Here is a 14,708-nt window from a genome sequence, read left to right on the forward strand (position 1 = left end):
ACCTCGCCTAGGCTCGGTGTGCCCGTAATCCGCCAGTGATTTGGGGGGCCGCCGCCACGCGCCATCCATGGCGCGGGGCGGCTAAACCGGCATCCCTGCCGGTTTACCCCCCAAATCCCTGTCGAATTCCGGCCAGCGTGGTTTAACGGGGCGCCTGAGATCAAGAGCAGATCAAGAGCGGCTCGCTTCGCATCGTGGTTACCGTTGAGCTTACAGAGTTATGTAGATGCCTATGCTGCGATAGCGGTGGCTCAGTAAAAGATTCAGTGACTGACACACCGCCATCGTAGGCAAGCCCGCTCCCACATGGGTTTTGTGTTGGCTGGAAGAGGGGGCTACTTGCCGCCCGTAATCTGCTTCACCAACGCCGCATGCCCCTTCACATCATCCGCCCGGGAAATCGCCTGGATCACCAGCAAATGGTTGCCCGAACCACCCAGGAACGTGGAGTTCAGGGTCTTGCCACCGCCTTGGGTAGCGCTGCTGTCCACCTGGCGCAGGCCCAGGCCCTTGTAGGTGAGTTTCTTCTCCCCCAGTTTCTTGAAGTCGGGCATGGCGGCGCTCTGGTCTTTGACGAAATCAGCCACGGCGCCGTCGAGGAACTTCGGGTCGTTATCCTGGATAGTTGCTCCATCGTTGCGCACGGTTTCGGCGACGATCACCACACTTTTCGTCGTTGAGTTAGCGTACAGGGTGCCTTGGGTGTCAGCGGTGCCGTCTTGCGCCGTGCCGGAGGGCAGGGTGTCGGCGCTGTAGGCTTTGGGCAGTTTGAAGGTGAACTTGCCACCCAAGGTGGAGATTGTCTGTGTGGCGGGCTTGGTGGCAGCGAACACGCTGCCGGCGGTAAGCGCTAGGGCGAGCAGCATTGCGGTTTTGGTGAACGTGGCCATGAAGCACTCCGGGGTTGAACGAAATTGCGGCGTATTCTGTCAGAAAATTCGCAATTTCGTTCATCCAGCCCATCACAGCTTGTCGGAGGATTCCTCGTCAAGCCTGTCCATTTCAAACAAGCGCGCCAGTTCCGCACGGGCTTCCTGGGCAGTTTGCATGACCTTGGCCGCGTCGTCGTATACCGCGTGTTGGGCGGCAAGTACCTGCTGGTCGTGGGTCTTGAAGCGGTTGATGCGCGCATCGGCCTGGGCCTGGCTCAAACCGAGGCCGACCAGGGTACGGCGGCTCATTTCCAGGCTGGAGTAGAAGGTTTCGCGCACCGGTGAAGCGTCCAGGTCCACCAGGCGGTGTACGTGCTGGCGGTTACGCGCGCGGGCGATGATCTTCATGTGCGGGTAGAGGTTGCGCACCAGCTCGGCGGTCTTGATGTTGATCTCCGGGTCGTCCATGGCGATCACGAAGAATTCCGCTTGATCGACTTTGGCGGCGTGGAGGATTTCCGGGCGTTGGGGGTCGCCGTAGAACACCGGCATGCCGCCGAAACTGCGGGTCAGCTCGATGGTTTCCACCGAGGTGTCGAGGGCGATGAACGAGATGTTCTGCGCGCGCAGGATTCGCGCCACGATCTGGCCCATCCGGCCCATGCCGGCGATGACCACGCGAGGCGCATCGCTTTCGATGGCGCGGTATTCCTCGGGCACTTCCACCGGCTTGGCCTTGGGTTTGAACAGCTTCGGGCACACCAGCAACAGCAGCGGAGTCACGGCCATGGACAGGGTGATGGTGAGCACCAGCACGTCGTACAGCTGCGGTTCGAACAGGCCCTGGTCGCGGCCGATTTTGAACACCACAAAGGCGAACTCACCCCCCGCCGCCAGCACCACGCCCAGGCGCAGGGCACTTTCGCGATTGAGGTCGCCCACCATCCGCCCGACGGCGTACAACAGCGGCAGTTTCAAGCCGATCAGCAGCAGGGTCAGGCCGATCACCACCAGCGGCGTGCTGAGCAGCAAACTGAGGTTGGCGCCCATGCCCACGCTAATGAAAAACAGCCCCAGCAGCAGGCCCTTGAACGGCTCGATCTGGGATTCCAGTTCGTGGCGGTATTCCGAATCCGCCAGCAGCAGGCCGGCGAGGAAGGCCCCCAGGGCCATGGACACGCCCACCAACTCCATCAGCCAGGCGGTGCCGATCACCACCAGCAGCGCGGTGGCGGTGGACACTTCGCGCAGGCCGGTCTTGGCCACAATGCGAAACACCGGGCGCAACAGGTAGCGCCCGCCGATGATCACCACTGCGATGCTGCCGAGGATCTGCAACACATGTTGCAGGCCCTGGGCTTCGGTGGTCGGATGATCGCTGCCGGCCAGCAACGGCACCATGGCGATCAGCGGGATGGCGGCGATGTCCTGGAACAACAGGATGGCAAAGGCCAGACGCCCGTGGGGTTGGTTGAGCTCCTTGCGTTCGGCCAGGCTTTGCAGGCCAAACGCCGTAGACGACAGCGCCAGGCCCAGGCCCAGCACGATGGCGCTGTTCCACGACTGGCCAAACAGCCATAGCGCGACCGCGCCCATCACCACACCGGTGAGCAGGACCTGGGCCAGACCGACGCCGAACACCGCCTTGCGCATCACCCACAAGCGTTTGGGCGACAGCTCCAGGCCGATGATGAACAGTAACAGCACCACGCCCAGTTCAGAGAACTGCGCCACGCTTTGCGGGTTGCCGATCAGGCCGAGAACCGACGGGCCGATGATCACACCGGCAAACAGATAGCCCAGCACCGCGCCCAATTGCAGGCGCTTGGCCAGGGGCACGGCCAGCACGGCGGCGAACAGGAACACCACGGCTGCTTGTAACAGGTTGCCTTCATGGGGCATCACGAACTCCATCGTTTACGTAGATCAACTCGGGGGGCCATTGTGGCGAGGGAGCTTGCTCCCGCTGGGCTGCGAAGCGGCCCCAAAAAACTGCGGGCGCTGCGCACCCGAGCGGGAGCAATCTCTGGCCACAAAAATATTCCACAGCAGGGGAAATAGAGCGCTATTAGAGCGCTTTTTCACATTTTGAAACTTGTATTTTTGTCGCGACAGTCAATGGATGTTGGCTCTCATCCCATTCTTACGCCGGTTTTACGAAAGTATTAATACCATTTAATTCAATGGCTTTCGCGCAGGTCTACTAACGTTTCGAAAAACTGGATCAGTAGTCACCACGGTCAGGTGTTTCGAATTCGATGCGTGTGGATCGTTGAAACAAGGCGTGCACGCAGTCACGGATGAAAGGCTTGGACCACAAGGAGTAGAACGTGGATAGAAGACTTGCGACTGCCGCTTTACCTCGTATTTCTGCGCTTTCTCTTGCGATCCGCCTGGGAGTGGCCGGGCTGGTGATGGGGCTGGCGAGCCCGGATGTGTTTGCCGCCTGTAGCCCGGCAAGTCCTGCGGCCGGCGCGACGGTGACCTGTACGGGCGTGCCGTCATTGCCATTGTTCCTCAATACCTTCAGCAGCGCGGTCAACAACCTGACGGTCAACGTCAACGCCGGGGCGCAACTCAACGCAACGCTGGGCGGCAAAGCACTGACCCTGACCGGCAACAGCACCACGTTGAACAACTCCGGCACCATTGACCCGGCACTCCTCGGATTGGTTTCAGTGTTGAGCGGTGGTGTGGTGATCGGCAACACGGCAGCCAGCGTGTTGAACATCACCAACAGTGCCACCGGCATCATGCGCGGTACTGGCGCGTTGCTGGGGCTGAACCTGGCCTCGTTGGATGGCATGGCCCTCAACGCCACCAACGGCGCAGGCGGCACCACCACGATCGTCAACAACGGCGTCATTGGTTCTTCCTCCTTGCTCGGCCTGTCGCTGTTCACGTCCGATACCCCGGTGGTAGCCGTGCAGGGTGGCGGGCAGGTCAATATGACCAACAACGGCGCCCTGACCGGGCGCGTGGCGTTCGAGAGCTCCACTACAGGGAACACGTTCCGCAACACCGGCACTATCTCTGGCGGCGTGTCGATGGGGACCGCCAGTACCAACACGTTTACAGCGGTCACGGGGTCGCAGGTGACCAGTGGCGGCGGCCTCGGCTTAAGCCTGGGCGGACTGATCGGCGTGAACCTGACGTTCGCGCCCACCGGCCAGGTGGACGGCGGCGCAGGCGGCAGCAACTCGCTGATCCTTGAAAACACGACGGGTGTCGGTGGTGGCAGTACGGGCACCGGCACGGCTTCAAGCGCCAACTATGTCAACTTCAACAACCTGGCCATCAACAGTGGCACCTGGACGTTGCAGGGGCCGTTGGTCAGCGGCAGCACTACGCTCAATGGGGGTGTGGCGCAATTCAATAACAACGCGACATTTGGCAGCGGTGTGCTCACGTCTAACGGCGGTGCTATCGAGGCCACTGGCAACGGCTTGACGCTGGCTAACCTGATGACCCTCGGAACCGGTGGACTGACGGTGCAGGGGGCTGCTACCGGGCTGACCTTGAGCGGCCTGATCTCGGGCAATACTGGCTTGAACAAAGCCGGGACCGGCGAATTGATCCTCAGCGGCGCCAACACCTTCCAGGGTGGTACTACCTTGAGCGCCGGCACGCTCACGCTGGGCAATGCCACCGCGCTAGGCACCGGTGCCTTGACCGTGGCGGGTGCAGGTACTTTGCAAAGCAATGCTGCGCTGACAACCAGCAATGCGATTACCTTGAACGCGAATCTGACCGTAGACGGCGTGAACCCGCTGACCCTTGGCGGGGTTGTCAGCGGTGGTTCCGGGTTGATCAAGGAGGGCGTATCGAGCCTGGCGCTTACGGGCAACAATACTTACACCGGCGCCACGGCCCTCAACGCCGGTTCGCTGGTGGTTGGCTCCAATACTGCGCTCGGCGCCAGTGTGTTGAACGCCTCGGCGGGTACCACGCTGGATGCCAGTGCAGCAGTGAGCCTGGGCAATAACCTCAACCTGGGCGGTAACCTGACCCTTGGCGGCAGCAACGCGCTGACCCTTGGCGGTGTGGTGGCGGGCCTTGGTGGGTTGATCAAGAACGGCCCGGCGGATCTGATCCTCAATCAAGCGAACACTTACCTGGGCAACACTGCGCTGAACAGCGGTAAGCTGGTATTTGGCGCCAGTGGTGCCTTGGGCGCGGGTACGTTGAATGCAGCCGGGGGCACGACCCTGGACGCCAGTACCAGTACGACGCTGGCCAACGCGATCAACCTGGCCGGTAACCTTGGAATCGGTGGCAGCGCCAACCTGACCCTGGGCGGCACGGTCAACGGTGCAGGCAGCCTGACCAAAGACGGCGCGGCCGGCCTGACACTCAGCGGCAGCAATAATTTCCTGGGCGGCACTACTCTGAATGCGGGCAGCCTGACCGTCGGCAGCAATACGGCGCTTGGCCTGGGCAACTTGACCGTCGGCGGCGCCGCAACCCTGGACAGCAACTCGGCGGTGGCGCTGGGCAATGGCATTGTCCTCAACGCCGGGCTGACCGTCGGCGGCACCAATGGGCTGACCCTGGGCGGTGTGGTCAGCGGTGCGGGGGCGCTGATCAAGGATGGCCTGGCCAACCTGACCCTTGACGGCACCAACACGTTCACCGGTGGCACCAGCCTCAACGCCGGTACGCTGACCTTGGGCACGGCAGGCGCTTTGGGCGCAGGCCCCTTGACGGTCGGCGGTGCGGCAACCCTGGATAACAGTGCGGCCCTTACCCTGGGCAACGGGATTGCCTTGAATGGCGACCTGACGCTCGCGGGCAACAATGACCTGAATCTCAGCGGCGTGCTCAGCGGCGCCAGTGCGCTGATCAAAAATGGCTTGGCTGACCTGACCTTGAGCGGCAACAACACGTTTACCGGGCCATTGAATATTGTCTCCGGCAGCGTCACCACCGGCAGCACCGGTGCATTGGGCAACACCTCTGGCGTCAATGTCAGCACCGGCGCCGCACTGAACCTGGGCGTCGATTCCAGCCTGGCTGGCCTCAGCGGTGCGGGTGGCGTGGCAGTCGGCGGCGGTTTGGAACTCACCGTGGGTGGCGTGAACACCAGCAGTACCTTTGACGGTGACCTCAGCGGCGCGGGCAGCTTGATCAAGGTGGGTACCGGCACGCTCACGCTCAACGGAATCAATGGCATCACCGGTAACACGGCGATCAACGCGGGCACCCTGGATGTCGATGGTTCTCTGGGCAGCGCGTCGGTCAACGTGAATACCGGCGGCACCCTCACCGGCAGTGGCTCGCTATTGGGTACGGCGAATATCAACAACGGCGGGCACCTGGCGCTGGGCAGTGGCACGACCTTGTCGGCTGGCGGCCTGAACATGAGTGCCGGGGCCAGTCTGGATGTGGCGCTTGGCGCACCGTCGCTGACCTCGCTGATGAATGTCGGTGGCAACGTGAATCTGGCCGGCGACCTTAATGTGAGCGATGCCGGTGGCTTTGGCGCCGGCGTGTATCGCTTGATCAACTACACCGGCGGCTTGACCGGCGCATTGAACGTCAACACGGTGCCGCTGGGTTATGGCCTGGGTGATCTGCTGGTACAGACCTCAGTGGGCAGCCAGGTCAACCTGGTGGTAGCGGCGCCGAATATTCGTTTCTGGGACGGCAGCAACACCCTTGCCAACGGCACTGTCGACGGTGGCAACGGCACCTGGACAGCGGGGGGCACCAACTGGACCTCGGCCGACGGCCTTTCCAACCAGACCTGGGGCGGTGGCTTTGCGGTGTTCCAAGGTGCTGCGGGGACTGTCAGCGTGAATGGCGTACAAACCATCACCGGTCTGCAATTCGTCACCGATGGCTACAGCCTGGTCAATGGCACCGGTGGGCAGTTGAGCACCGGCAGCGGCAACTTCGCCGTGCGCGTCGACCCACTGGCGACTGCCACCCTCGGCGTCGATATCACCGGCGCGGGCGTTCTGAACAAACTCGATACCGGCACGCTGGTGCTCAATGGCGCCAACAGCTACACCGGTGGCACCTTGCTCAATGGCGGTACCTTGGTGGTCGGCAGCAACACCGCGCTGGGTACTGGCGCCCTGACTGCTGCGGCGGGCACCACACTGGACAGCAACGCCTCCGTAACCCTGGGCAATAATGCGGTACTCAGCGGCAGCCTGACGGTCGGCGGCAGCAACGCATTGGCGCTCAATGGCGCCATCAGTGGCATCGGTGGTCTGGTGAAGAACGGCACGGCAGACCTGACACTCGGCGGCACCAATACCTTCCTGGGCCCTGTGGCCTTGAACGCAGGCGGGCTGATCCTGGCCAGCAATACGGCGCTGGGCGCGGGCGTGTTGAGCGCCGCCGGCGGCACAACATTGGACGCCAGCACGGCGGTTACCACCACCAACGCGATCAATCTGGCTGGCAACCTGGGCATCGGCGGCACCGCTGACCTGACGCTCGGCGGCGCAATCAACGGTGCGGGCAGCCTGACCAAGGAGGGCGCGGCCAATCTGATCCTCAGCGGCGCCAACGCCTACCTGGGTGGCACCACCCTGAACGCCGGTACGCTGACCTTGGGCAGCGCCACCGCCCTTGGTCTGGGCAACCTCACCGTTGGCGGCGCGGCGACCCTGGATAACACGGCAGCGCTGAGTGTGGGCAATGGCGTCGTGCTTGACGCCAACCTCGCCGTCACCGGCAGCAATGACCTGACCCTGGGTGGCCTGGTCACCGGCACGGCTGGCCTGAGCAAAGACGGCACGGCCAACCTGACCCTCAATGGTGTCAACACCTTCCAAGGCGGCACCACCCTCAACGCCGGCACGCTGACCCTGGGCACGGCAGCGGCCCTGGGTACCGGCGCCTTGAACGTAAACGGCGCGGCCACGCTGGCTAACAGCACGCCGCTGGTATTGGCCAATGCGGTCAACCTCAACGCTGGGCTGACCGTGGGTGCTCTCAACAATAACCTGACCCTGGCCGGCGTGCTGGCCGGCAGCGGTAGCCTGGTCAAAACCGGCACGGCGGATGTGAGCCTGACCGGCACTAACACCTTCAACGGCCTGTTCGATGTGCAATCGGGCAGCCTCACCACGCTGGGCAACGGAGCACTGGGTGTCGGCGCCGGGGTCAACCTGGCGAGCGGTACGTCCTTGAACCTGGGCGGCAGCGCCAGCCTGGGCGCCCTCACGGGTACCGGGCTTGCCACAGTAGGGGCCGGCAGCACCTTGAGCGTCGGCAACAATAACCTCGACAGCACTTTCGACGGCGTCGTGGCAGGCCTCGGCAACCTGACCAAAGACGGCACAGGCGCCTTGACCCTCGGTGGCCTCAGCGTGGTGACCGGCGATGCCCAGGTCAACGCCGGCAGCTTGCTCGTCAATGGCTCACTGGCCAGCGCCAATGTGGCGGTGGGCAGTGGCGCCACCCTCGGCGGTACCGGCACCTTGCTGGGTAATGTGAGCATCGCCGACGGCGGCCACCTGGCCGTCAATTCCGGCGCGACCCTGACCACCGGTTCGCTGCTGCTCAATGCCAACTCCAACCTGGATGCGGGCCTCGGCGCGCCCGCCACGGGCGGCACCGCGCTGGTGCAGGTCAACGGCAACCTGACTCTGGACGGCACCCTCAACGTCACGGATATCGGCGGCTTCGGTGCGGGTATCTACCGCCTGATCGACTACACCGGCGGCCTGACCAACAACGGCCTGCTGCTGGGCAGCCTGCCGGTGAACATCCCGGCCAGCGGCCTGAACCTGCAAACCGCTATCGGTAACCAGGTCAACCTGCTGGTCAACGGCAGCACCAACGTGCAGTTCTGGGACGGCAGCCAAACCACGGGCAATGGCACCATCGAAGGCGGCAGCGGCACCTGGAGTGCAGGCGCCAGCCAATGGACCGGCGTCAACGGCGCATTCAATACAGCCTGGACCCCGAACAGCTTTGCCGTGTTCCAAGGCACGGCGGGCACTGTCACGGTTGACGGCGCGCAAGCAATCACTGGGTTGCAGTTCGTCACGGATGGCTACAACCTGGCGGGCGGCACGGCGGGGGCCTTGACCCTCTTCAATGGCACCGGTGGCAACACCGCTGTGCGTGTCGATCCTGGCGTCACCGCCACCCTGGGCGTCGCGCTCAACGGCGGTGGCACCCTGGCCAAGCTCGACACCGGCACCCTGGTGCTCAACGGCGCCAATAGCTACACCGGCGGCACCGCACTCAATGGCGGCACGCTGGTGGTCGGCAATGACAGTGCCCTGGGCAGCGGCGTATTGACCACCGCCAATGGCACCACTTTGGACAGCAACGCTGTGGTCAACCTGGCCAACAATGTGGACGTCAACGGTACGTTGACCGTCGGCGGCAGCAATGCCCTGACCCTGGCCGGCACCGTGGCGGGCACGGGCAGCCTGATCAAGAATGGCATCGCCAACCTGACCCTCAGTGGCAACAACACCTATGCCGGCCCAACCGCACTCAACGCAGGCGGCCTGATCCTGGCCTCCAACACGGCCCTGGGCAGTGGCGCCCTGAACGCGGCCGCCGGCACCACCCTCGACAGCAGCACGGCGGTCGCCCTGGCCAATACGGTCAATCTGGCCGGCAACCTGGGCATTCTAGGCACCGCCGACCTGAGCCTGAACGGCCTGGTCAGCGGTACCGGTGGGCTGACCAAAACCGGCGCGGGCGACCTCACGCTCAACGGCGCCAATGCCTACTTGGGCGGCACGCAGTTGAATGCCGGCTCCCTGACCCTGGGCAATGCGTCGGCCCTGGGCAGTGGTGCCTTGGCGGTCAATGGGGCAACCACCCTGGACACCAACACGGCGTTGGCCCTGGCCAATAACACCAGCCTGAATGCCGCGCTCACCGTCGGCGGCAGCAACGACCTGAGCCTCAACGGCGTGGTGGACGGCAGTGGTTCGTTGACCAAGGCCGGTGGCGCCAACCTGACCCTGAACGGCGCCAATACCTACAGCGGCGGCACGGCACTCAATGCCGGTACGCTGACCCTCGGCAGCACCACGGCCCTGGGCTCGGGCGCGTTGACCGTCGGCGGTGCGGCGACCCTGGCCAATAGCACGCCGCTGGTGCTGGCCAATGCGGTCAACCTCAATGGCGACCTTACTGTCGCTGGCAGCAACAACCTGACCCTGGGCGGTGTACTCGCTGGCAACGCGGCGCTGATCAAAAATGGCGCGGCGGACCTGCTGCTGACCGGCAACAACAGCTTCAGCGGCCCACTGACCGTGGCGGCCGGCAGCGTGACCACGGCGGGTAATGGTGCGCTGGGCACCACCTCCGGCGTCACTGTCGGCAGCGGCGCGAGCCTCAACCTGGGTGGCAATGCCAACCTCAACAGCCTGGCTGGCACCGGTACGGTGCAGGTGGCGGGCGGCGCTACGCTGGCGGTGGGAGGCAGCAACCTCGATAACAGCTTTGGCGGCGCGCTCAACGGTGCCGGAAACCTGGATAAAAACGGCAGCGGGGTGCTCAACCTGAGCGGCACCAATGCCCTCAGCGGCGCGGCCAACGTCAACGGCGGTACCTTGAATGTCACAGGTTCCCTGGCCAGCGGCACGGTGGCGGTGAACAGCGGCGCAACCCTGGCCGGCAGCGGTTCATTGGCCGGCGCTGTGTCCGTGGCCGACGGTGGGCACATCGGCCTGGCCTCCGGCAGCACACTGTCGGTGGGCTCGTTGGTGCTGGGTGGCAACTCGAACCTGGATGTTGGCCTCGGCACCCCGGTGCTGGGCGGCGGCACAGGCCTGCTGAATGTCGGCGGCGACCTGACTCTGGACGGTAACCTCAATGTCACCGATATCGGCGGCTTTGGCAGCGGCGTCTACAACCTCATCAACTACACCGGGGCCTTGACCGATAACGGCCTGGCGCTCGGCACACTGCCAGGCAGTGTGGTACCGGGTGATCTGCAAGTGCAGACCGCGATCACCAGCAAGGTCAACCTGCTGGTGACTGCGCCCAACACCACCGTACAGTTTTGGGATGGCAACAGCCTGATCGGCAACGGTGCGATTGACGGCGGCAACGGCACCTGGAACGCCGGCAATACCAACTGGACCAATGTCGACGGCACCCTCAACCAGGGCTGGGTCAACAGCTTCGCGGTGTTCCAAGGCGCGGCGGGCAACGTGACGGTGGACGGCACGCAAAACATCACCGGCATGCAGTTCGTCACTGATGGCTACACCCTGGGCTCCGGCACGGCGGGCGTGCTCAACCTGGTCAATGGCGGCACCGGCAACACCGCGGTGCGCGTCGACCCCAATGCCACCGCGACCCTGGGCGTGACCCTCAACGGCGCTGGCACCCTGGCCAAGCTCGACAGCGGCACCCTGGTACTCAACGGCAATAATGGCTACACCGGCGGTACCGCGCTGAATGGCGGCACCCTGGTGGTGGGTAACAACAGTGCCCTCGGCACAGGCGCTCTGACGGCGGCCGGCGGCACCACCCTGGACAGCAACGCGGCGGTCAGCCTGGCCAATGCGGCTGTACTCAACGGTGCCTTGGCGGTGGCAGGCAGCAATGCGCTGACCCTCGACGGGGTTATCAGCGGCAGCGGCAGCCTGGTGAAAAACGGTGCGGCAGCGCTGACGCTCAATGGCGTCAACAGCTACAGCGGCGGCACTGGCCTGAACGCCGGTCAATTGATCCTTGGCAATAATGCTGCCTTGGGCAGTGGTGCCTTGACGGTCGGCGGCGCGGCGCAACTGGATGGCAGCACCGACCTGCAACTGGCCAATACCCTCAACCTGGGTGGCCCGCTTACCCTGGCCGGCAGCCACGACCTGGCCCTCAACGGCGTGGTCAGCGGCAGCGGCGGCCTGGTGAAAAATGGCAACGGCGACTTGTTGCTGACCGCGGCCAACACCTACAGCGGCGGTACCACGCTCAACGGCGGCAGCACCACGGGCAACACCGCCAGCCTGCAAGGCGCTATCGTCAACAATGCGGCGTTGACCTTTGAGCAAGCCACCGACGGCACCTACACCGGCAACCTCACCGGTACCGGCGTGTTGAATAAAACCGGTACCGGTGCGTTGCTGCTCAGCGGCACTAACACCTTCACCGGCAACACCAACGTCAACACCGGCAGCCTGCTGGTCAACGGCACCTTGAACAGCGCCGCGGTACAAGTCGCCAGCGGCGCGACCCTCGGTGGCAGCGGCACCCTGGGCGGTGCGGTGAACATGGCAGACGGCTCGGTGCTCCAGGCCGGCGCCGCGACGCCGCTGTCGGTGGGTTCGCTGGCCTTGTCATCGGGCACCACCCTGGACTTCGCCCTCGGCGCACCGGGTGCTTCCAGTACGGCGGTGAACGTGGCGGGCAACCTGACCCTGGACGGCACTCTCAACGTCAGCGATACCGGCGGCTTCGGCGTCGGCGTGTACCAACTGTTCCGCTACGGCGGCAGCTTGACCGATAACGGCCTCACCTTTGGCACCTTGCCGGTGGCACTGGGCAACCTGAGCCTGCAAACGGCGCTGGCCAACCAGCTCAACCTGGTGGTGCAAACCGCGCCAGGGCAAATCCAGTTCTGGAACGGCGGCACCACCAACCCCGATGGCACCATTACCGGTGGCAGTGGTACCTGGGGCCCGGGCACCAACTGGACTGACCCGACCGGCACCCAGGGGCAGGCGTCCACCAACCAGTTCGCGGTATTTGGCGGGCAGGGCGGCACCGTGACCGTGGTTGGCAACCAAGGCTTCACCGGCCTGCAAGTGCTGGACGCCGGCTACGTGCTGACGGCCGGCGAAGGCGGCAGCTTGAGCCCGACCAATGCGGCGGATGGCAGCCTGGCGCCAGTGCGGGTCAATTCCGGCGTGACCGCTCAGATTGATGCTCCGCTGGTGGGGACCGGCGGCATCAACAAACTGGATGCCGGTACCTTGCTGCTGACTGGCGCGAATACCTACACCGGCGGCACTACCGTCAGTGGCGGTACGCTGGCGGGCACCACCACCAGCCTGCGTGGCAGGATCCTCAACAACGCGCGGTTGTTGTTTGCCCAACGCACCAATGGCCAATTCAGCGGCACCTTGAGCGGCACCGGTGCGCTGATCAAGCAAGGCGCAGGCGCGCTGTTGCTGACCGGCAACCAGCCGTTCAGCGGCACCGTGGCGGTGGAAGAGGGCGTGTTGCAAGTGGGCAACGCGGCCAACCCAGGCGCCGTGCTCGGCGGCCAAGTCACCGTGGCCAACGGTGCGGGGCTGACCGGTAACGGCAGTGTCGGTTCGCTGGTCAACAACGGCTCGGTGACACCCGACAGCGGCAAACTGACCGTGGCCGGCAACTTTACCAACGCCAGCACCGGTGCGCTGAACCTGGTGATCACCCCATCCACCACCGGCTCCCTGGCCGTGGGCGGTACCGCCAACCTGGGCGGCACCTTGAATGTGGTCAACCTGGCACCCTATGCCGGCGCCACCACCTACACCCTGCTGACGGCGGGCGCAGTCAACGGTACCTTTGCCACCACCAATCTGGAGAACTTGGCGTTCCTCACTTCCGCGTTGAACTACAGCCCAACCCAAGTGGCCCTGGCGGTCAGCCGCAACGACGTCAGTTACGCCAGTGTGGCGGCCACTGGTAACCAGCGCGGCGTGGCGGCGGCGTTGGGCACAGGCACCGGAGTCGGTGGCGCAGCGGTGCAAAACGCCCTGCTTAATGGTGATGTGGCAGCGGCACGCGCGGCCTTCGACAGCTTGTCCGGCGAAATCCACGCCAGCACCGCCAGCGCCATGCTTGAAGACTCGCGTTACGTGCGTGATGCGGTCAACGAGCGCCTGCGCCAACCCGGTTGCTACCGCGAGGACGACCCGCGCAATGCCCTGGCACCCAGCGAAAACCACCTGAGCAGCGCCGGTTGTCACGGTGAGATGGTCGGCTGGATGCGCGTGCTCGGCACCTGGGGCCATATGGGCGGTGACAGCAACAGCGCCAAGCTGGACCGCAACCTCAGCGGCTTCCTGCTCGGCACCGACAAGCAAGTGGACGACGCCTGGCGCGTCGGTGTGGCCGCCGGCTACACCCGCAGCGACCTGGACGCCAAGCGCCGCAATTCCAGCGCCGATGTGGACAGCTACCACCTGATGGCCTACACCGCCTACCAGCAGGAAGCCTTCGCCGCACGCATGGGCGTGGCGTACAGCTGGCATGACGTCGAAAGCAAACGCAACGTGGCCGTCGGTGCCGAGGGCCAACGCCTCAAAGCCGATTACAAGGCACGCAGTGCGCAGGTGTTCGGTGAAGTCGGCTACACCATCCAAACCCCTAGCGTGGCCCTGGAACCGTTCGCCGGCCTGGCCTACGTCAACTACGACAGCGACACCATCAAGGAAAAAGGCGGTTCGGCAGCCCTGCGTGGCGATGCCGACCAGGACATCACCTACTCGACCCTGGGCGTGCGCATTGGCCAGACCATCACCCTGGGCAACGGCTCGAAAATCACCCCACGGGGCAGCATCGGCTGGCGCCATGCCTTCGGTGATACCAAGCCCGACGCCGACCTGAGCTTTATCAATGGCGGTGGCTCGTTCAGCACCCAAGGCGTGCCGATTGCCAAGGACAGTGCAGTGGTGGAAGCGGGGCTGGATTACCAGATCAGCCAGAACGGCAGACTGGGCCTGGGCTATTCGGGCCAACTCTCGCGTAACGACAAGGACCACGCAGTGACCGTGAGTTTCTCCCTCGGTTTTTGATCACGGCCGAGTTTTTTGAACCGCCCGAAAGGGCGGTTTTTTTTGGAAGATTTTTTGAAGAAGTACGTTGGTTCATGAAAGCAGGGCATTTATTGCTCACCGGGCAGCCTGAAGGATG

The 14,708-nt window shown here is 64.2% G+C and carries 3 protein-coding genes; 1 reads left to right on the forward strand and 2 read right to left on the reverse strand.

The genetic code is table 11. The features are described 5' to 3' along the window. Nucleotides 1–335: 335 nt before the first annotated feature. Nucleotides 336–890: a hypothetical protein gene (locus ACP7CZ_RS12050; RefSeq protein ID WP_054897036.1), complete on the reverse strand. Its 555-nt coding sequence runs from the start codon at nt 888–890 to the stop codon at nt 336–338. A gap of 72 nt (nt 891–962) precedes the next feature. Continuing rightward, nucleotides 963–2,774, reverse strand: coding sequence for a monovalent cation:proton antiporter-2 (CPA2) family protein (locus tag ACP7CZ_RS12055; protein WP_034127310.1), 1,812 nt, complete (start codon nt 2,772–2,774; stop codon nt 963–965). Between the two features lie 428 nt (nt 2,775–3,202). Between ACP7CZ_RS12055 and ACP7CZ_RS12060 the strand changes: the two genes are divergently transcribed. Beyond that, entirely contained in the window at nt 3,203–14,590 is an 11,388-nt protein-coding gene (locus ACP7CZ_RS12060; RefSeq protein ID WP_294170581.1) for an autotransporter-associated beta strand repeat-containing protein, read from the forward strand. Nucleotides 14,591–14,708 lie beyond the last annotated feature (118 nt).

Origin of the sequence: Pseudomonas sp. DWP2-2, from assembly GCF_049897065.1 — a bacterium.
Taxonomy (GTDB): domain Bacteria; phylum Pseudomonadota; class Gammaproteobacteria; order Pseudomonadales; family Pseudomonadaceae; genus Aquipseudomonas; species Aquipseudomonas paracarnis.